At 47.7% G+C, this 21,141-nt stretch carries 18 protein-coding genes and 1 tRNA gene; 7 read left to right on the top strand and 12 right to left on the bottom strand.

From position 1 onward, the window contains the following. Positions 1-57 precede the first annotated feature (57 nt). The 3 genes from BLQ13_RS07840 to BLQ13_RS07830 all read left to right on the top strand — a co-directional run bounded on the left by BLQ13_RS07840 (position 58) and on the right by BLQ13_RS07830 (position 2,732). Positions 58-945, top strand: coding sequence for a sugar phosphate isomerase/epimerase family protein (locus BLQ13_RS07840; RefSeq protein ID WP_090917822.1), 888 nt, complete (start codon positions 58-60; stop codon positions 943-945). 151 nt (positions 946-1,096) lie between these two features. Continuing rightward, entirely contained in the window at positions 1,097-2,164 is a 1,068-nt protein-coding gene (locus tag BLQ13_RS07835; RefSeq protein WP_090917820.1) for a Gfo/Idh/MocA family protein, read from the top strand. A gap of 43 nt (positions 2,165-2,207) precedes the next feature. Beyond that, positions 2,208-2,732 (top strand): GNAT family N-acetyltransferase, encoded by a 525-nt coding sequence (locus tag BLQ13_RS07830; protein WP_420848919.1) that lies wholly within the window; start codon positions 2,208-2,210, stop codon positions 2,730-2,732. Positions 2,733-2,795: 63 nt separating this feature from the next. On the opposite strand, the gene BLQ13_RS07825 is transcribed toward BLQ13_RS07830, so the two are convergent. Next, a complete protein-coding gene (locus BLQ13_RS07825) occupies positions 2,796-4,115 on the bottom strand; it encodes a glycoside hydrolase family 125 protein (RefSeq protein WP_090917816.1) in 1,320 nt (439 codons plus the stop codon). Between the two features lie 267 nt (positions 4,116-4,382). Here BLQ13_RS07825 and BLQ13_RS07820 point away from each other — a divergent pair, with 267 nt between their 5' ends. Then, positions 4,383-5,444, top strand: coding sequence for a LacI family DNA-binding transcriptional regulator (locus BLQ13_RS07820; RefSeq protein ID WP_090917814.1), 1,062 nt, complete (start codon positions 4,383-4,385; stop codon positions 5,442-5,444). 79 nt (positions 5,445-5,523) lie between these two features. On the opposite strand, the gene BLQ13_RS07815 is transcribed toward BLQ13_RS07820, so the two are convergent. From BLQ13_RS07815 to BLQ13_RS07805, 3 genes are all read right to left on the bottom strand, one after another. After that, positions 5,524-7,161 carry a hypothetical protein gene (locus BLQ13_RS07815; protein WP_090917812.1) on the bottom strand — a complete coding sequence of 546 codons (1,638 nt, stop codon included), beginning with the start codon at positions 7,159-7,161 and terminating at the stop codon, positions 5,524-5,526. Beyond that, complete coding sequence (locus tag BLQ13_RS07810; RefSeq protein WP_090917810.1) at positions 7,142-7,711, bottom strand: RNA polymerase sigma factor; 570 nt, start codon at positions 7,709-7,711, stop codon at positions 7,142-7,144. Before BLQ13_RS07810 ends, BLQ13_RS07815 begins: the two co-directional genes overlap by 20 nt. A gap of 170 nt (positions 7,712-7,881) precedes the next feature. Beyond that, the gene (locus BLQ13_RS07805; RefSeq protein WP_090917809.1) at positions 7,882-8,397 is read right to left on the bottom strand and encodes a mismatch-specific DNA-glycosylase; all 516 of its coding nucleotides are present in this window, start codon (positions 8,395-8,397) and stop codon (positions 7,882-7,884) included. Positions 8,398-8,517: 120 nt separating this feature from the next. Between BLQ13_RS07805 and BLQ13_RS07800 the strand changes: the two genes are divergently transcribed. After that, entirely contained in the window at positions 8,518-9,438 is a 921-nt protein-coding gene (locus tag BLQ13_RS07800; RefSeq protein WP_090917808.1) for an AEC family transporter, read from the top strand. A gap of 168 nt (positions 9,439-9,606) precedes the next feature. Here BLQ13_RS07800 and BLQ13_RS07795 read toward each other — a convergent pair whose 3' ends face one another. From BLQ13_RS07795 to BLQ13_RS28455, 8 genes are all read right to left on the bottom strand, one after another. Continuing rightward, complete coding sequence (locus BLQ13_RS07795) at positions 9,607-9,858, bottom strand: RNA-binding protein (protein WP_090917806.1); 252 nt, start codon at positions 9,856-9,858, stop codon at positions 9,607-9,609. A gap of 176 nt (positions 9,859-10,034) precedes the next feature. After that, the gene (locus tag BLQ13_RS07790) at positions 10,035-10,790 is read right to left on the bottom strand and encodes a pentapeptide repeat-containing protein (RefSeq protein WP_090917805.1); all 756 of its coding nucleotides are present in this window, start codon (positions 10,788-10,790) and stop codon (positions 10,035-10,037) included. A gap of 228 nt (positions 10,791-11,018) precedes the next feature. Then, entirely contained in the window at positions 11,019-11,573 is a 555-nt protein-coding gene (locus BLQ13_RS07785) for a GNAT family N-acetyltransferase (protein WP_090917803.1), read from the bottom strand. 229 nt (positions 11,574-11,802) lie between these two features. Beyond that, positions 11,803-14,499, bottom strand: coding sequence for a polynucleotide kinase-phosphatase (locus BLQ13_RS07780; protein WP_090917801.1), 2,697 nt, complete (start codon positions 14,497-14,499; stop codon positions 11,803-11,805). Beyond that, positions 14,496-16,004 (bottom strand): methyltransferase domain-containing protein, encoded by a 1,509-nt coding sequence (locus BLQ13_RS07775; protein ID WP_090917799.1) that lies wholly within the window; start codon positions 16,002-16,004, stop codon positions 14,496-14,498. Before BLQ13_RS07775 ends, BLQ13_RS07780 begins: the two co-directional genes overlap by 4 nt. 61 nt (positions 16,005-16,065) lie before the next feature. Continuing rightward, positions 16,066-16,860 (bottom strand): nucleotidyltransferase domain-containing protein, encoded by a 795-nt coding sequence (locus BLQ13_RS07770; protein ID WP_090917797.1) that lies wholly within the window; start codon positions 16,858-16,860, stop codon positions 16,066-16,068. Between the two features lie 31 nt (positions 16,861-16,891). Beyond that, positions 16,892-18,385, bottom strand: a complete 1,494-nt coding sequence (locus BLQ13_RS07765) for a TROVE domain-containing protein (RefSeq protein WP_090917795.1) — start codon at positions 18,383-18,385, stop codon at positions 16,892-16,894. 153 nt (positions 18,386-18,538) lie between these two features. Beyond that, positions 18,539-18,638, bottom strand: a tRNA-Asn gene (locus tag BLQ13_RS28455). A gap of 201 nt (positions 18,639-18,839) precedes the next feature. Here BLQ13_RS28455 and BLQ13_RS07760 point away from each other — a divergent pair. Both BLQ13_RS07760 and BLQ13_RS07755 read left to right on the top strand, forming a co-directional pair. Then, on the top strand, positions 18,840-20,195 hold the full coding sequence (locus BLQ13_RS07760; RefSeq protein WP_090917793.1) for a helix-turn-helix transcriptional regulator: 1,356 nt from the start codon (positions 18,840-18,842) through the stop codon (positions 20,193-20,195). Next, positions 20,143-20,985, top strand: coding sequence for a WYL domain-containing protein (locus BLQ13_RS07755; RefSeq protein WP_090917791.1), 843 nt, complete (start codon positions 20,143-20,145; stop codon positions 20,983-20,985). The genes BLQ13_RS07760 and BLQ13_RS07755 overlap by 53 nt, the downstream gene beginning before the upstream one ends. Positions 20,986-21,141 lie beyond the last annotated feature (156 nt).

The raw sequence follows: 21,141 nt of genomic DNA, 5'->3' as shown, positions 1-21,141 counted from the left end.
GGCTATAATGAGTGTGTCACGAAGTACTATAAGCCAATATTGGAGTGAATTACAACCATGAATCCATCCATTCGTATCGGAACCCTTGTAGGCGGCCATGATGCCGTTCGGGTCATTCCGCAGATTATGCAACATGGCTTCGAATCCTTTAACCTGACGTTCTGGCAAAGCACGGGCAACCTTGATCTGGCAGAAACCGCCAAGCGTGTCCGCGATATCGTTGACGAACAAGGCATCACCATTTCGGCTGTAAGTGTATTTGGTAATCCGCTCACCGGCACAGGGGATAACGCTGACACCTTGGCAAGCTGGGAGCGAGTCATTGACCACGCACAGCTTTTTGGGGCAGATATCGTCTCCGGCTTTACCGGACGTCTGACCAATCAACCGATTGACGAATCGATTCCACGGTTCAAGGAAGTGTTCGGTGAACTGGCACGACGGGCGGCAGACCGGGGTGTACGCATTGCTTTTGAAAATTGTGATATGGGTGGAACGTGGCAGACCGGCGACTGGAATATCGCTCACAACCCGACCGCTTGGGAAATGATGTTTAATGCCGTTCCTGATGAAAATGTGGGGCTGGAATGGGAACCCTGTCACCAGATGGTCAGCTTGATTGACCCGATTCCACAGCTTCGCAAATGGGCTCCGAAAGTGTTCCATGTCCATGGCAAAGACGCAACCATCGCCTGGGATATTGTCAAAGAACATGGTGTGCATGGACCGAATGAATTTGTCTGGCATCGCACCCCAGGCTTTGGGGACAGCAATTGGGCAGATATTATCACCATTTTACGCCAGAACGGTTACCGGGGCACGATCGACATTGAAGGCTGGCATGATCCGGTGTATCGGGACGAACTGGAGATGACCGGGCAAGTACATGCATTGAATTACTTAAAACATTGCCGCGGGGGCAGCTTTGTGCCCAATCCGGTGTAAAGACATAACGGCATGAAGACTGAATGACTCAGTTACTCATGTGCCCATAAAATACAAATGCTCGTCACAATCACATGCACTTCTCGCATGGAACAATAACTTATAACATGGATCAATAACATCTATGCATCTATATGAGGGAGTTGAGCACATGACCTACCCTTATCGGGTTATCATCGCAGGTTGCGGGGCAATGGCAAACACTTGGGCGGACTATGCCAAAGAACGACCAGATACGGAAATCGTGGGACTCGTTGATCTCTACGAGGAAGCTTCATCATCTTTTGCCAAGCGACACAATTTATCCTGTCCAACCTTTACTAATATTGGTGATGCCCTTGAAGCTGTCGATGCCAACATCGTATTTGATGTGACCATCCCTTCCAGCCATTATCATATTGCGATGACCGCGCTACAGGCAGGTTGTCACGTCTTTGGCGAAAAACCGCTGGCAGAATCCTTCTCGGACTGTACGGACATTGTGCAAACCGCCCGCAGTACAGGACGTATTCAAGCGGTGATGCAGAACCGCAGGTTCGATCCTCGCATCCGTGCCTATCGGCAGCTCATTTCCAGCGGAACGATTGGACAGCCGGGATATGCAGGAGCAGACTTCTTTATCGGAGCACACTTTGGTGGTTTCCGCGACCTCATGGACAGCCCGCTTTTGCTGGATATGGCGATACATACCTTTGATCAGGCTCGTTATATCCTTGGTGCAGATCCGGTGTCGGTGTACTGTCACGAATTCAACCCTCCAGGTTCCTGGTATAAGGGCAACGCGATGGCGATATGTATTTTCGAGATGTCCGACGGATCTGTGTTCGATTATCGGGGGTCCTGGTGTACCGAGGGCGTGCCTACATCCTGGGAAGCAAGCTGGCGTGTGACAGGTGAAAAAGGAACCGCCATTTGGGATGGTCATGACAACATCTATGCTGAAGTGGTCAACACACTCGCACTGGAATCCGATGGCAAGCCATCTTTCCTCCAGCGCGCTGAACGAATCGAAGCCGAACTGCCTATAATGGACAAAACCGGACACCACGGCTGTCTTGAAGAGATGTTTGCTGCCCTTGAGGAAGGTCGACTGCCCGAAACGGATTGCAGTGACAACCAGTACAGCATGGCTATGGTGCTCGCTTCCCTTGAAAGCGCACGTACCGGACAGAAAGTGCTGATTGCGGATTTATTGAAAACAACAGGTGAGCCATCTTGAATGAGAAAGGAAGTGAGACTTATTGGATAGGGAAAGTGAAATTATGATTTCTCCATTAAATGCGGACTTAGTAGATGATATCCATACGACAAACGATGATTTTACGTTATTCGGTAAAATCATCCCCAGTTTACAATCTGGACAATGGTCCTATGAAGAAGTTCTTTTTGATGAACCGAAAGAAACGCGTTTTCCGGATGACAAACTGGATTGGAACGAATATATCAACCAGGACGATAAAATGTTGTTTTTAGCGTATATGAATCAGGTTTGTATAGGACAGATTAGAATCATTAAGGATTGGAATCGCTTCTGTTATATTGAGAACATTGCGACCAAAAAAGAGTATAGAGGTAGCGGAGTCGGAAGGCTGCTCCTCCATAAAGCAGAAGAATGGGCAAAACAAAAAAATCTTATTGGAATGTCCCTCGAAGCACAAGATGACAATCTGGGTGCATGCCGATTTTATGTAAAACAGGGCTTTGTACTAGGTGGAGCCGACACACTCAAACAGTCCTATACCCCTAATATTGATACCACTTTATACTGGTATAAGTTATTCAAGTAACGAAGACTCCGGCAACATAAGGAAAACAGCCGTTCCAACATTGGAACGGCTGTTTTTATTCACCTACAAAACACGCTTCTTCATCGCTTTGTACACCAATTGCGCAAACAAACTGTTGGACCATGCGAACCATGGACGCGTATACGTATCCGGATCATCGACATGAAAACCTTCGTGCATATATCCCGTCCCCGCGTCGGTGTTCTCCAGCAAATCAATCATGGCGAGCATCTCCGCGTCATTGTCTGCCGTCAGTCCTTGCATGGATAACGCCATGTGCCAGATGTACCCTGGTGGCGTGTGCGGACTGCCAATGCCCTTGGCCGCTGTTCCTTCATAATAATACGGATTTTCTTTACTCAAAATAAAACGCCGTGTATTCTGATACACCACATCATCCACGGATACATATCTGATATACGGAATCGACATCAGTCCTGGTGTGCCCGCATCATCCATTAGACAGACGTTGCCATACCCGTCCGTTTCATAAGCGTAAATCTGGCCATACACCGGATGACGGTAGGTACCATACAGGGCAATGCCGTGCCGGATCTCCTTCTCCAGGCGCGCCATACGGCTCACCAGCTGTTCGTCACGGAACACCCATTTTGCAATCTCCCCCATCTGGCTCAGCGTCACCGCGGCGAACATATTGGACGGAATATTGTAGTGAAAATCACAGGCATCGTCGCTTGGGCGAAAGCCCGACCAGATCATGCCCGTATAGTTTACTGGCATCCCCATTCCCTCGTTACGCAGTGTATCGTGCGCCGGGCAGTTACGCCGCATGAATCGATACGGGGATTGCTCTATATGCCGCTGCTCCGTTTCCCATAGGTGTACGATCTGCTCCATGACCTTTTTAAAACGTTCATCAAAGATGTCTGTAAGCTCAGTCTCACGCCAGTATGTATAAGCCAGCTTCATGGAGAAACACAACGAATCCAGTTCAAACTTCCGTTCCCATACCCAAGGTGACATTTCTGTCTCATCATTCGCGTCCCAGTGCCAGCCATTGGCCGTTTCGTTAAAAGCGTTCGCATAGATGTCTATATCTGCATAGAACGTATGCCGTTTAATCAGCCCTCCGATAATCCGTTGCAACTGCGCGTCATGCTTCGCCAGCGGAACGTAATGGGTCACTTGCTCCACCGAATCCCGGAGCCACATGGCGGGGATATCTCCCGTAATAACAAAGGTTGTACCGTCATCTAACAGCTTGGTGGTCGTTTCGAGCGTATTCGGAAAACAATTATGGAACTGAGCCAGCAGCTTCGGTCTGTGCTTCAAATGCTCATCCGCTTCAGCCAAAACATCACGAACAGCTTGGGGTAATTCCAACTCGGGCATCGGAATTTTAGGTAATCTGAACTGATCCATGGGAGTCCTCTCCTTTTTTATAAGTTAGCCCAACTAAAGAGTTTACATCTGCACTCCAATGAAAGAATAACCTTTCAATAAGACTATTGTTATTTTTGTTATTATAATTTACAATAACGTTATCTTCCTGTAAGTTTACCTGTTCCATGTAAGCACGTCAATTCACAATTAATCAGTTTCCTATTCAATCGGCTACCCATATGACACAAGTCATTTACCTTCTGATAAAATCAGGTTTATCCATCTGTACATCAAAGGAGTAATCATATGTCTCGAAAAGTATCGATCCAGACGCTGGCTGACCAGCTGGGGTTATCCAAATATGCCGTGTCCCGCGCGCTCAGCGGTAAAACCGGTGTAAGCGAATCTACGCGTGCACGGGTTCTGGAACTTGCCCGTGCACTCGGGTATCGCCAGAATATACCCGGCTCGGCGAGCCATACTGCCAATACCAATAAGGCTCATGCAATCGAACCTCCATTTGCCCTAATATGTATGAATCAGCTTAACCGGGGTGAGCCGCACTATTGGCAGCGTGTGCTGTCAGGCATCATCTCTGGCTGTAACGAGCAAGGCTGGCATCACGTCATTGTGTCACCTTCACTGGACTTACCGGGCAAGGAGATTTCACCTGAAAAAGCCATCGCACCTCATCTCGATTGGACGCGCTGTGCCGGAATTATCGTTATGGGCGCTTTTCCGCATACCGTGCTGCAAACACTGGTACAGACAGGCCACCCCATGATTTTGGTCGATCATCAGGAGCCTTTGCTGAACTGTGATACGATCAGTCATGATAATCTGGAAGCTGGCATTACTGCGGCCAGATATCTCCTGTCGAAGCAATGCAGACGCATCGGTCTGATTACCGATGACGGACGTGCCGCAAGTTTTGCACAGCGTAAGATTGGAATCGAGCTGGCTTTGAATCATTTTCATACCGAGGCAAGGGAAGAAGTGGGCTTTCAAGCTTGGAATGTAGGCTATGAAAACGGAGAATGGGTGAACAAGCTCGCTGACACCATCGAGCGACTTCCTGCTGAAGAACGCCCCGATGCGTGGATTGGGGCGAATGACGATATTGCCTTACAGTGGATGCACAAACTTCAGCAAATCGGGTTATCCGCGCCTAAGGATTGCCTGGTCATCGGAATTGACAATGTGTACACCGCTGCCACCTCATCTCCCCCGCTGACTACGGTACATTTGTGCAAAGAGGAACTTGGGCAACGAGCCGTCGAGGCCTTGAAGCGTCGAATCGAACGCCCAGGTACACCGAAAGAGACGGTCATGTTATCCACCACATTGATTCCAAGAGATTCGGCTTAATGGTTTATCTACGTAAAAAAAGAGCCTCACATTCTTAATGTGCAAGGCTCTTCTCTTTATAATTCATAATTGAAGATGTTTATTGATCCCAAGGCATACTTGAATCACTCGCAAGTTTTACTTTCCAGTCCACATCCCCGAAATCACGATGCACCACGGTTCGTTTTAACGTCAATTTCGTCCCCTTATCCTTGTTAAAACCAATGACAATCAGCTTCACTTCATCGATAACATACTGTTCATTCAGATTGGCTGGGTTTCTAGTCCCCATGATCCCAACGGGATACTCCTTCCCTGTTGAGTCCGTTGCGACCCACTCATCACCATAAAACTCATTTTGGAATAAACCGCTCCCTTCCAGCACAAGAGAAGTTTCATTCCCCGATCCACCCGTTGTTTGGCCATTCGATGACATTCCATGCTGATAATTAAACCGGTACAATTCGATTTGATCCCCAATATGATTAAATGAAGCAAACGTATGGAAGTTGATGTCTTTCTTGGCCTTATCCAGATCAACGTCCATCGTCTGTCCCTCTTTCACAGGTATCGTGTAACCGTCCAGGACAAAGCGAATATTGTCTGCATTCAGTGTCACCAAAGACGGGTCCCATGTCTCCGATATCTTAAGTGGGCCTCCTGAACTCACTTGACTTAAATCTCGATAACGGAATTTGGCCTGTCGCGCATTGGGTCTGCCCCCGTTGAAAATACGATACTCCCCCGTGTCCTTCACTTCAATATGATACAGAATATCCATGTCCCTCGCCCAATCTTCTCCTGCTTTAGCGCGAAGCTCTTCGTTCAGATTCACTTCCAGATCAAGCCGGGTTCCATTTGGCGTCTGCACCAATTGTGTCATAGCCAGTTCCAGCCCTTCCGGTGTTGTATAGGACGCATTCATCGGCGTTTCTTTGGACATTACTTTGGCTTGGGTCATATCCAGTTTGAACTCGAAGCTCCAGTCTACGGAGACCTTTTTATCCGTATAGGTTTCGGTATTCACATCATAGCCATAGCCATCTCCTACATCTAAATGCCCGAAATCTCCACGAACCGTGATTTCATCAGGGATGTCTCGATCTAACTGAAACACCAGCTTATTCAAAGCACCATTCCCTTGCCTTGTATCACGCGCAAGCTCAGCAACATTATTCCCCTTTTCATCTGTAATGTGGATATCCTCCACTTTCGAGCCCAGCAGATACATTCCTGTGCCATCAGGTGCCGTTTGCTGCAACATAAGTATAAGTTGGGAACCGTCTACAAGCACATCTTCAATCTTGAGTTTGTACCCCTGATCATCGATATCAATGTTCGGGTTCACGACAAGCCCAAGCGGTTGAAGCCGTTTGTAGTCGTCTGACAAGTTGGCATATCTCAGAACTTTCGGGACGGGAATGTTGGGCAAAGGAGGAATATTTACGGCGTTTACAGGCGGCTGAACTGGCTTTTCCGTTGTTTGATCCCAAGCAGCCCAAGCTCCTCCTGCAATCAGTACCGCAACCGCTGCGGCGATCCCCGTTCGATAAATCCATGTCCTCTTATGCGACTTTTTGGTTTCCCATGGTACCTGCACGTCAGGTTCTTCCATAGACACATGATCCAGCTTCTGCATCACTTGTAATGTAAAATCTACATCCGGCTCCTCGCGGAACAGCTCCTCTTCCCACTTGCGATCCTGCTTCTTGTCCTGCTCACTTGAAATAGGCTTCATAGGTCGATAAACCTCCTTTACGTTCCATCTGCTTTCTCAGCATTTTCTTCCCTCGATAGAGTGCATTACGCACTTGTGCGTCACTCATATCTGTAATTGTGGCGATCTCTTCATAGGTCAACTCATTGGTGTATTTCAAGAGCAGTACAAGCTTGTACGTTTCCGGCAACTGTTCAAGCTGAAGATGGATTTCCCGCTTCATCTCCTTGTGTAGCAAGCTTTTCTCTGGTGTGTCTTCACTGACGGATTCGATCTCCTGATCGGCGGTCATCATCGGTTTCTTTTTCCGCATATGATCCCTCATGATGTTCACTGCTATGGTATACACCCAAGCCGAGAAACTGCTGCCTTCTCTACGGGTCGGCATATATCGATAGATCCGAATAAATGTGTCCTGTGCGAGATCCTGCGCATCCGGGTGACTTGCGCCCATTCCGCGTATGATGCCATAGACTTTATTTTTATATCGATCCACGAGCACGCTGAACAGCTGTTTATCCCCATCTATAATGCGCTGAATCAGTTCCTCCTCTGGTATCGGATGTGTCATGTAATCCTCCTTCTCTACAGCGTCCATGCATGGTTCTGTACTATATAGACGGAAGCTGTTCCCTAAATCTCTCACTTTATTGTCAAAAAAAAGAATCCACCCTCTCCGGCCATCGCCGAACGGGGTGAACTCAAATCTACGAATGATATCGTGAAGTACGCCGATTTTTCCTATTCTCCACCGTTCTTCTCAGCCACAAAATCCGCAAGCTGGGCATAGATTGCCACAATGTCATCCATCGACATGCGTACAAGTCCACTGGATGAAGGCGCAACGAACTCCTGAATCTCTTTCACAACCGGGTCATCCTGGAATCCCCATTCAACTTTGGAGCGTTTGCTGTACTGGGTGTATACACCTTTGCCCACAAAACAAGCGATATCCGGCCTGAATGTCTCCAGCTTTTGACGTAAAATTGCTCGCCCTTCCGCATACTCTTCCTTCGTAATATCCTCAATGCCTTTCGTTGGACGGGCTACGATATTGGTGAAACCATATCCCAGCTTCAATAGTTCACCATCCTCTGTTGCATCATATAAACGCGGGGTTAACCCGGAACGCTCCAGAATGCGCCAGAAACGATTGCCTTTGTACGCATAATGATGACCAGTCTCTCCCGAGGTAATGCTGGGATTGAATCCAATAAACAAAATCGATAAGCCAGTATCCAGATGATCCGGGATCATAAGGAAACACCTCCTGAACTTTTTTGACCAAATGCCATTGCAGCTGTGTATAAAATGATATAATGATCGAAGTGTTTTCCGTAAAGAACTGAAATTTTCATGAAAAAGGAAGTTGAACCAATGATTGCAGACATCATGTTAGAAGTCGTCCTGCCCGTCTTTCTCCTGATCGCTGTCGGGTCCTGGATGCAAAAGGTGTTCAAGCTGGACTTGTACACCCTCGCCAAAATCAATTTCTATTGTATTACCCCCGCAGCCGTCTTTATGAGCATGTATCACTCCAATATGTCCGGTGAGCTGCTTGGCACGGTTACGCTTTTTTACGCGATCTATGTACTCATTCTCTATATTATAGGCTCTGTGGTATCCCGCTCGTTCCGTATGAACAAAGGCATGAAAGCCGCCTTCAACAATAGTATCATGCTGGATAACGCAGGCAACTACGGTCTGCCGATTAACGCACTGGTATTCCGGGGTGACCCGCTCGCCTCTTCCATTCAGGCACTGGTCATGTCCTTGCAGTCTCTGCTCACCTTCACTTATGGCGTTTTGTCGATCCAAGGTGCGAAACTCAAAGGAAACTACCGCGCAGTCATCATTGGATTTCTGAAAATGCCTGTACCGTATGCGTTGCTGTTAGGCATTTTGTTTCAGGCGTGGAAGCTACCTTTACCTACATTTCTGTCCATGCCACTCACCTATGCACAGCAAAGTATGGTTGCCGTTGCACTACTGACACTCGGGGCACAAATCGTGAAATACCCGATTCGTTTATATCGTCTTGATGTGTATATTAGCACATTTCTACGTCTGCTGATTGGTCCGGCAATCGGCATCAGCATTGTGCTGCTACTCGGACTGGAAGGCATAGCGGCTCAGGCACTCATTATCGCTTCAGGCATGCCTACCGGCGTCAACTCTTCCATTCTTGCCGAGGAATATGACAACGAACCTGATTTTGCAGCCCAGACGGTGCTGATCTCCACTCTACTTAACATTATTACGATTACGGCACTGATTTCATATGCCAAAACATTCTAATAATTAACCTAAGCTTACATCCCTAATTAAACGTATAACTAATACAAAGAAGTCCAAGCGCAGCGATGAGTCGTTGCACTTGGACTTCCTCTATGATACGCCAATTCAGTTATCACCTGATACTATCCCAATGGTCTGTCGGCCTTTTATGAGAAGACTTACGAAAGACTATGATTCAACCGTGGTTCGGTCTGGAAACTTGCCGCCTTCTCTGAACAAACATCGTACCAGCCACTGAGCTGCCTTATTGAAAAAAAAGCTGGGACTGATTCCATCCACTTGCACAGGCTCTAGTTCCTTCACACTTTCCTTGATCTTGTTCATCTCAATGAGTCCCATCTTCCGCTCATTCGGTCCGAATCGATAAATAACCTTTTCATCGTCCTCCGTCTGTTTCACCAGCAAAATCAATGACGCCATACAGGTTACCCCCTCGTTACGTAGTGAGATTCCAATGCTATTCAATCCTCTTATAATTATTACCTAGATTAGAGAGATAAGATATAGGGCTTTGGTTTATCAGAATGATTCAATAATCCCATCTTTCTTACAAAAAAAAGAGGCCCTTAGGCCTCCATTTTCATCATACCATGCAACTAATTTGATTCCAGACTACTGAAAAATCGCTCAACAAAAACATCACCATATATTTTTTTCATATATGCCGTGTTAAAAATATATTGTTCCATACCGTCAAGCTTGCGCAAACTGCGTATCAGTACTTTCCGATCATCGTCAGATAGATCCGGGTCATCGTCTATCTTCATTAAAGCATTTTTCACACGTGCAGATACCTGTTCCATATACAGATGGTTTTTGGACTTCGGCGGAATACATTGCGTCAGGTCACAGCCTACAAACTGCACACCATCAAGAATGCAGTTTTCTAAATTGACGATTAGCTTCTGTTTACCATTTCCCTCAAACGTAATATCCACCAACTTGCCGGTAAAGGAACAATTGACGATATTTGCAGCTTGTAAAACTCGGTCATTGAATCTACATTTAACAAAGGTACAGTCGATAAACGTAGCATTCTCCAAAGTCATGCCTCTCATATCACAGGAGGTAAATTCACAATTGGTGAACACGGCTTCGCCCTTGCCAATGCCAACAGAGCGCAAGTCGGACCGAATAAATGTACATTGATCCACTGTGCTACCTTCAAAAAATCTCGCATTCGTAAGATCACAGGTATCAAATACAAGCTGATGCAGAGTGCAATTCCAGAATATAGGCGAACCAACATTCGAGTTTGTTACGGTCGTTCCGCTTATCGTTTCGTTTTCATACCTTAAAATATCAGAAAAACATTCGTTGTCCACTGACATACCAGACTCAAGTCTTCTCATCCCGATCACCCTATCATTTCATCCAGAGTTTAACCCGTCACTTTTAGAAAAAAAACGTCTTGACCAAAAAATTCCTGTTCTTAACTCGTTATTATACCATAAAGCAATTTATATATTGAGATAAGCACTGTTGTCTGGGAACAAAAAAAGTCGCTGAAATAGCGACTTTAATGAAAATATACACTAAACACAACAAAAATAATGTCGAATTAATGTTGTTATATGAAGTTATTTGTATTTTTTTATCACATTATGTCTTGGATCAATGAGCCATGTAAACCGTTCCTTATTCATATATACTTCCCGAGCATTCACAATAGATGGGATCACATCCTCCCCCTTATAGAATACTCTTCCCCCGACTTTCTGAATCGGCACATGGTAAGAGATGCGCAAAGCTCTCATCAGCACCGGTTCAAGTAACATGGCATAATAACTAATCTGGTGCTTCTCTGCATAATGAACGATCGCAGATAATAAATCAGTAACATATCGCCCCCGAAAGGTAGATAAAATAGCAAGTTTATCGATCTCTGCAATATGCCCCATCTCTGCCTGAATCAATGGATGCTCCAGAAAGGGACCGATTTCGTTCATGGAACTATCTTCGGCGTAAGGTTTGATTTCAATCGAACCTACATAATGGCCTTCCTCCGTAACCACCACATATCTTTCCAGAAACACCTCTGAGAACTCAAACTCAAATCCTTTCTCATTCCATACCGTTGTCCAGATCCCATTGAACATGGCAAACTCCAATTCATTTTCTACCCGTTTAAACATGGTCTTCGCTTCCTTTCTGAGTCCTTTTATTGGAAAACTCACCATTACTATCGGTGCATGCAAAGTTGCTATTTATACAAAAACACCAACATCAGGCTTCACCAAACAAAGAAAGAAAGCGAAGTACAAACGGTATATACCGATAAAACTGTACAACGAAAAAAGGAATGGAACTGGATGGAAAATCATCCAATTACATTCCTTTTCAAGCTCGTTCATGAACCACGACCTATAAACGTGGATCTACGCGTTCCGATTCCAGCGATAATGTGGCGAGCACACATTCATGAATTCGTTCTACGGACTCTCCTCGCACAAAACGTTCGATCCCTTCCATGCCCAAAGCACTTTCAAGTAGAGCATGTCGCTCCTTTTTGGACGTTTTACGTTTGCGAAGACGGGAGACATGCTCAGGAGCCAAATAATCCATGCCGTAGATGAGATGCAAATAGGCACGTCCTCTAACTTTGAGCGCAGGCTGCATCATTTTGTTACCATTCCAGCTGCGGAATGTCTCCGGTTTGATGACGATCCCCTCATGTCCCTCAGCCGTCATTTCCTCCCACCAGCGAATGACCTCTTCCTCATCCGTTTCATCCGCAATAATCCGGTATTCCGTCTCCATCATCAGCGACGACAACCGAGCCAGCTCACGGTTTTGTAGCATGTGCCACTCATGTGTACGCTCCCAGAAGGTTCCCGTACTGTGAGCCAGCGTATGAAACGGTGCAATGCGAATGTCAGCAATATCCTGCACATCCCAGCAATAATATTGGAATACATCCCGGAATGTCTGCGCATTCGCCAGTTTAACCTCTGTTTCCTGTAACCAGTCCGCAACGTGGCGGCCCGCGCTCATAGCCTCGCGAATTTTGTCCATCACAATGCTGCGATCCATCTGCGCTGCCTCAGCGACATGCGCATATTGAGATGCAATAAGCTCCCGCGCTTTCAGGTTCCAAGGTACAATCTCTGCATCCAGCAATACAAATTCGGTGGAATACCGTTCAAAATAACCACTTACGGTCAAGTCTGCATGTAATCTGGTGAGCACCTTCTGTTCTGTCTCGGGATCAAAAAAGGATCGGCCTGTACGTGTCACGATGCTCCCCAACATCGGTCTGCCTACTCGCTGCGATGCAGCCTGTTCGTCGCGGAACAGAAGCAGTATCGCTCGGCTACCCATATGTTTTTTCTCTGCTAACATACGGGTCACGCCCTGAGAACGGTAATAACGAAATGCATCTCTTGGATGCTCCATAAAACCTTCTACCGAACATTCCCCCGGCGGCGGACTCATCGTTGGCGGGATATAGACGAGTTCCTCCAGTGGTACGGTAAAATGAGAAAAGGTATCCAGTGCCGTCTGCGCCACTTCTCCCTGCACAGCGACATTCAGCTGCGAACCCGTCTGAACGGTAAAACCGTCCTTGAACTTGCGGATGTTGGGCGGTGCAAACCGTTGCTGATTCCAGCGTTTCAACGGACTGTCTGGATCTTGGGCATAGTCTTGCTTCGCCGGTACACTAACACTCTCCCGTTCCGGCATTCTCCACGCCGTGAGCATACCGCCAAACACAACCCCCTGATCGATATTCACCGTATCATTCACAATCGTAGGGTATGGCCTTGGATCATGTCCCCAGACAATGCATTCACCGGACGTATGATCCACGTACCAGTCTTTACGTACGGGCCGCCCCTTATCATCCGTTCCTTCCACATCGCCATATCGACAGTAATCCTGAATGCGTTTGGACTGTTTGCCGATAAAATGGTCCCGTATCCCGGCATGGGCGACAACCACTTGTCTTACTCCATTCCGTGTAAACACTAGATGAGAAGGTGCATTCAGCATAAAATGCTTCAACGATTCCCTTACCCTTTTGGCCTCTTCACTGCCTTGTTCCTGTTCAAGCTGGAGCAATTCAGCTTCCACCCGTTCATCTCCATGACTTAAGGTGACATCACGGCCGTCCAGATAACGTGCAATTTTCCAGCCATGGTTACTGTCAACCATATAAGCAAGACCAGCGGCACAGTGTTGTTGCCAGAAAAGCAAACATTTTAACGATTCCGGCCCACGGCTGCTTACATCCCCGACAGAAACGAGTTTCCGCCCTTCGGGATGGCGCATCAGGCCATCTCCTTGTTCATCGACGTAGCCCAGACGTTGCATGACTTCTATCATTTCATCATAACAACCGTGGATATCGCCAATGATATCAATCCCCGCTCCCATGTCTAACATGAACGGATTCGTTGTGCGTACAAAGGTCACAGGATATGGATGTTTCAGCACATAACTGGCATCGAATCCTTCATCACGGATCGCACGCAGCGTACGCTTGAATTGCTGTGCCTGTTGTTTTACGCGTTGACGGCCACGCGGATGTTTACGCTGATCATCACGTTCAAGTAATACATGCTCCGGTACATCCAGTACTACCGCGATAACGGGGACATGGGATTTGCGTGCCAGCTCGATTAACCGTCCGCGATCCTCGGGATACAGATGAGTCGCATCCACCCAGGTCAGCTTGTTCAGACGACAACGTGTGGCGAGTATGGCTTCCATCGCTTCAAATGCTTTGGCAGATACTTGCCGGTAATCTGCATACAGCACATCCGCTTCACTACGAGGCCGATGCCTCCATTCCACATACTCGTCGTCGCCTACCAACATGCGGAACTGATCGGACGAGACGACCTCGGTAGCGCGGATCACATCCTTTTCCACAAGTTCTGCAAGCAGTGTACTCTTCCCGCTGTTCGATGGACCAATCAGCACTACGATGCCTGCATGCGGCAGTTGAATCTCTCGCTGTCTATCCTGCGTATGGCTTGCGATTTGTCGCTGCACTCCATCTGTTTCGTGGTGCGAACGATGGTGATCACCCGCACCTGTCTGCCTTTCGTTTCTCATACATGCTCCTCCTTTCCCCGTGTGAACATCGCCAGTTGTGTCGGCTGTCCGTAGCCTTCCTTTTCCTCACCAATACCCCTGATCTCGTAAGCATAATCGCCTTTCTCTGCCCACTCCGCACATCGGCCATTGAATTCCTCCCGTGTCCATTCGAAGCGGTGATCATGGTGACGGAACTGTTCTTGCTCCATCGCATACACTTCGTTATATTCCTTATTCGGAGTAGTAACCAGTAGCACTTGCGGCCGATACTCCTTCAGAATCGTTTCCATAATGCCATTCAGACGATATGCCTCAATATGCTCAATCACTTCACACAAGATCATGACATCCTGATACTGTAACTGCTCGTCAAAATAAAACAGAGAACCAAGCATCGGTTCCGGCATGGCCTGAACCCCTGCCCGATCCTGCATTTTGGCGAAACGTTCCATCGCCCGCAAACGTGATTGACCCGATGGCTCAACAGCAAGGATTGATTCCACCCCCGAGATATAAGCGAGACGTGCAGACAGCTTCCCCTCACCTGCCCCCATGTCCACAATACGGCGTTTTTCAGGCAAAGAATCCACAATGTCCGTGATCGCGCGGTAACGTAGATCATTTAATCGTACAGGTATTTCGGACGAGTCATCAGCTCGATCTGCACTTGTGGCCTGAACTGTGTCTGCATTCGGATTCTTATCCTCATGCCTGGATATTGCCGACTCCGATTTTAATGTTTTTTTCAGATCACCTTCTGCTTCCTCAGCTTGTTGTTCTAATCGTGAAGGCCCATCATCCAACGCGCCATGCAGACGTTCATACGTCCGAATCAGTTCGGCAAAATGAAGCGTACGCCTAACGATAAGTCCCTTAAGCGGATGGGTATCTAACCAACCCTCACCGTAACGGTTGATTTTATCAATCTCATCCTCACTGATGAAATAATGCTTGTAGTTATCCAGCACCGGAATGAGCAGAAATAGCTGACGTAAAGCCTGTTGTATCGTTTGTTTACCTCGCAGGGTGATGTGACGAACTGTACTTCGATTTTTCAGGTCAAACGAATACGCCGACTCTCCCCGTTCCACAGTAATGTCATATCCCAAACAGGAGAACAACTCCTCCACCACACGGTCAGGCAGATCAGAGGCAACCGGGCCAAACTTCAGCTCCAGTTCAAAGGCATGATCAACCCATCGCACATAGTCTTCCTTCGGTTTGCCATTCAGAGCTGTGCCCAGCGCATTCCGTATGTAAGAGCAGAATAAACTGCTGGTCACAAACTCACGGTCATTAATGTATTGTGTGATATCATATCCATCCGGTGTGCCTCTAACGAGATCGACCGGATCAGGCTCGGCATGAACCAACACCTCCGTCTCTTGCTCACTCGCTTTGGTGTAGACCATCCGAACACGCACACCTTTATCTGTCCGGTCATACACATTATTCGGATTTTTGGCAAGCAGATGGGATACAACCCCTGCGTTCACTCCACTTGCTTTTAGAATCAAATGCATATCTTCTCCTCCTTTCGTTGATCTTCAACCCATTTTGTGAGTTCTAATCCCATCCATTCATTTATGCCCAAACTTCTTGTACAGCTGATTGAAATATCCGATTTAAAACCTCAATCTCCACAGTCGCTTGTCCTTGAATCTCGGTAGCCAGTTGCTCTACATGTGCAATTTGAGCCGTAATATACGCTTGAATGGCCGGAAGCTGCGGCTCCATATCCAGTTCGTCTCCGGCTTTTTTCCGGCGTAACAGATCATGAATTTCCGTATACAGAGGTGTGCCCGCTGGAACCAAGGTCTCAACGAGTTTGTCAAAAGCCATCGGCGGCATGGTTTCATAACGTTCAATCCAGCCACAGGCCAGCAAAGGGCGCAACACATAAAAGTATTTTTTGATCTTCACCTGTTCGCCCTGCAAGTAATCACGGAAGTTTCCCTTAGCCATGTTCAGGTAATGGTACAAGCATGATTTCGGTGAAAACGTTAGCGGCGACAGACTCCGAATCTGCCCTGCTACGCTATATTGCTCATCGTATTGAATCGGGGACTGTAACCACTCCAGCAGCGGCGGGTTGGACTTGCGGAACAGCTTCAACGCTTTGCGTATATCCCATCCGTTAATATCCAACTGGTCACTGATCGGACGTTCAATCACATCCCGTTGCTCTTCAATCGACAGATACCACTCTAACGGTCTGACATAAATAAAACGCACATCGTAGTCACTGTCCTGCGAAGGAAATCCCCACGCCCGGCTGCCTGACTCACAGGCATAAATAATGCGAACTTGCTCCTCCTGCTCGATCTGCGCTAGCTGCTTCGCGATGATGTCTCTCATTGTTTGTTCCACCTCACTCATATCTGTCCCCCTCCTCCTTCTCTTCCTTCATTTAAAATTGAATTTTCCGTACACGCTCGGCAATCGTCTCATACCCTGTTGCTGTCTCTGCAATATATGTCAGTACGGCTTCGCTCCAGCCATAGATGTAAAAAGTCTGACCATCCCGCGGCGGAACCATGGCCTGCCGGTAAGGGGTAATATCTACAATGAATGCCTGCAGCCCCGGATTCATGGCGCGTCGGTATCGTTCTAACTCGGCATACATTGGACTCCCCTCATTCTGTTGCTCATCCGTAATCATAATGATGCGATCCACCGTCTCTTGAGACTCTCTTAGCTCTCGTACAGGTCTTCCTGTATCGGTTCCGCCTTGTGCACGAATTCGATATGCCTGCGCCAGAATACCCTCGTCCAGCTTCGGGCGGGCATCTTCAACCTGTTGATCGAACAACCAGAACAAGGAGTTGCCCTGAGTTTGTTTGTATAGCGCCAGTGCAAGCACCGAACCGATACGTAGGTAGTCTCCCTGCATTGAGCCTGAGCGATCAAGGAAAATAGCCGTTCTTCCCGGCAACCGTGGCAGATTGTGCACGGACAGCTCCACGGCCTGTTGCAACGCTTCCCGCAGTTCTGTACGCTCAACCATCTCATACGCTTTGACGAAGCGAAAAGGTAATATCCGCGATTGACGCAATGCCTCGGCATCCGTCAGACGACGTGTGACATAAGCGATATTTTTCTTTTTGGCAAAAACTCCGGCACGATCCATCGCATTTAAATGACGCAGGAGCGCAAACATCGGCATCTGGAGCATCAAAGCTTCCCAAATCGGACGCGTCGGCTGAAGGATCGAGGTCACGACAGAATAGGGCAGTTTCCCTTTTTCAATCTGATGAAGCTGACTGGCAGGGTTACGTGTCGTTTTCAGTTTCTCCAGTGCCTGTAGTTGCGGAAGGTCCACCAGACTGGTCTCATGCCCCCGCAAATAACGGAATAAAGCTTGTTGCTTCTCATCCTTTGGCTTAGGATGTGCAGTAGCGATCATATCTCCCAGACTGTATCCACGCCCTCGTCCATTATATTTGATCGCCCAGTATTCGCTGATTTCGTTCAGGAACCGATTGACTTGACGCTTCACTGCGCGCCCTCCCTCTCCCCGCCCGCTTCCTCTGAGGATGGTCAGAAAATCGGCCAGATCCGCTGGCGTCTTCACTACATGAGCAAACACTTTTGCGAACTGCTCCGGATTAATCTTGGACAATACGGCGAGCCCATACAAAGGCTGAAGCCGCATGAAACCTTCATTCCGAGCATATACCAAAGCCTTCGCCATGAAGTTTGCATCCAGTTCCGCCATCTCCTGATGGCTGCTTCCCGCTTCTTGCATCAGCTGTTGTTCATCCGCATAAAACGTATTGTTAAGCGTATTCGTCGTCAACATCTGTACATATTGTTCCTCGACCAATCGCTCATAAGCTGCATATCCATCATGATTATGTACTATAGATTGAGGTGTATTAAATAATGATTTGGCTCTACTCATCGCACATAACCTCCCTACGCGTAAAATGCTGTGCTTCATCTATGTGGAACATCTAACGTTGTTGGTCAACGTTTCTTCGTTTCTAATAAAAGGTTTCCGAGGAAAAAGGGGGAAGGTTTTACCTGCTCTACCGCTGAGCTACACCGCCATAACCGGCGGCGATTGGATTCGAACCAACGACCTGGTCGATTAACAGTCGAAGTAACCCTCCCAGGCGCCTCGGAAATCAGATCAGCCGAGCTAATTCACTGCCCCGCTTCACATCCTTATTATGCATGGAGACCATCAACCACGAACATGGTGAAAGTATGGCGACTTGGTGTGAATTAGAGTGAGTTGCAGTAATTTGGCGTGAATTGACGTAACTTAGAACAATTTCAAGCAACTTTGCCATGAAAACAGGCGTTTATCTTGATACAATGAAAAATACATAGTCCAATCGGGAGTGAGACACATGGCTAAAGAAAGCTTTGATAAAGAAATTCAGTTCCTGCGTATGCTGTCTCTGACCAGCGGCGCATATAACCGTCAGCAGTATGCCAAACGGCTTGGCATCTCTGTACATACCTTTGATAAAACACAGCGCAAGCTGCGAGATATTCGTCAGAGCTTGACCAATCAACGCACAGACAGTGAGTTGGGCTCAGAGATGACCGACCTTGTTCGTTTCCAGTACGGCGAGTCTGCCGAGCCTCTGCTACTATTTCTTTTCCGTGCCAAATCCATGAAAGAAACCGAAGTGGAGCGCTTATCCGTCATTTTACATACCCTTCAAGACTCCGCTCTGACCGCGATGGAATTACTGGATGCCTGCTGTGCCGATTTGCCGGAAGAACTGGCCTTGCCGGATGAGAAAACGATCCGTTCGGATCTCAAGTATCTGGAGGAAGTCGGTGTTATTCGTAAAGAGCCGGGCGGACGTCCTTATCGTTATTCGTTACAGCAGGATGTACTGACACAGCTCACCCCGGAAGAACAGCTGGAGTTATACGACTTCGTTGATATGATGGCGAACACACAGGTTCCATCGGTGCAAGGATATCTATTGCGGGATAGTATGAAAAAAGTAATTAAAGCAAGTTATCCGCAAGAAGAAGCGACGGAGCCATATATTTATAAGTATCATTATTACTCACGCATACTGGACGAAGCCCATCTGTACACCCTGCTTGGAGCGATCCGTGAGCGAAGACGTGTGCAGTTCCAGTATTTTTCACCGAAGAAACCATCCAGCTACAGCTCGCAGAATACGAATCCAAAGTTTGAACGCGAGGCTGGCGGAAGCTCCAATCGGATCATCCCGATTGAAGTCGTTTATGATCACCAGTATGGGCGCTGGTATGTCATCGGTTATCAGAGTCGGCGGAGATTCGTGAAGTTTCGGATGGAGGGCATCACCCAGCTGGAGGAGCTTCAGCCTATTGAAGAAGAGCATATGCTTGCATTGAAAAAAGAGTGGGCTGACATCAGCCGGTACAGCTGGCTTGTCGATACAGGCCGCACCGTGACGGTGCAAGCACGCTTTTTCCACCCGGGAGATGGTCAGCGTAACTTTATTCTGGATCGCGTCCGGCTGCAAGGACAATGGGGAGTCATTACACCCGAAACGGATCATAGCTTTTTGTATGAAATTCAGGTAAACGGTACAACAGAGATTAAACCTTGGCTACGCAGTTTTGGCTCAAGCTGTGAGATTCTGGCTCCGCGTAAGCTGCGTGAGGAAATGATCGAAGAATGGAAGGAGATTGCGGCGTATTATGAACCTGTTCGAGAAAATGTTCAACTACCAGATCATGACGAGACTGAATGAAACCGGACTGTTCACCTGGACTTCGCAGGAGCGAGCCTGGCTCCGTATGATGATGGAGCATCCGGCTGCACAAGAAGCCTTAACCCCCGCAACCTTGACCAAACTAAACAACATGCTGGACGGGGAAAAGCAGTTGAATTTGCAAGATTACCTGACGGAAAAAGCCAAAAGTGAAGAGAGCAGCGTCTCTCATCCCCTGCTGAGGCCGTTACGGCAGATGATCCTAAACGGCGAAGGGTTTCAAATGACAGGTCGTATCCGTAGCGGACGCACAAGCCAGGAGCAGTTCGGGTTCCCGTATAAGCTGGAATATTCCATGGTTAAAAAGGAATGGTATGTGCTCTGGTATGCCCCGCACTTTGCCAGGTTAATGTCTACCAAGCTGCATAGCATCACCAAGCTTGAGGCCAGATCCATTAAACCGGAGGCCGCATCACGATATAAAGCTAGCATCGCCCTGATCACGGAAAAACGTAAAACGTCGATCACCATCGAGGTGTTGCCTGAGTTCAATGCGGAGTTGTCCCGAATACTGTATGCCTTCTCCTGCTTTGAGAGAGAGGTTATATATAACGAAGCGAGTCATATATACCGGATTCTGCTGACGATTCCGCGAAACGAGGTCGATTACGTGTTGTCCAAAATGCGTTTTCTCGGTAAACGTGTTCGGATTATCGATCATTCGGCCCTGCAGGAGCGCATGTCCGAGACTGCTGCCAAGGTGCTGGCACGATATGCGCAATCCGAGTCCATACAGCCGGGTGGTGAAACGGCTGCGCAAGGGGATTAGCACAAACCAGCGCTTTAAGAGCTATCACTTAGCAAACTCCTCGATCTCGTCTTCTCTGTTGGATGCACGATACACAGTAAAAAAGGACGAAATGATGCAGGCGTGCATCTGACCTGACCGCTACTCCACCGGCCTAGAACAGATCAATCGCCTCAA

Origin of the sequence: Paenibacillus polysaccharolyticus (assembly GCF_900102085.1) — a bacterium.
GTDB classification, from domain to species: Bacteria; Bacillota; Bacilli; order Paenibacillales; family Paenibacillaceae; genus Paenibacillus; species Paenibacillus polysaccharolyticus.
The sequence above is the reverse complement of the archived record's forward strand: the minus strand, read 5'-3'. Positions and strand labels throughout refer to the sequence as shown.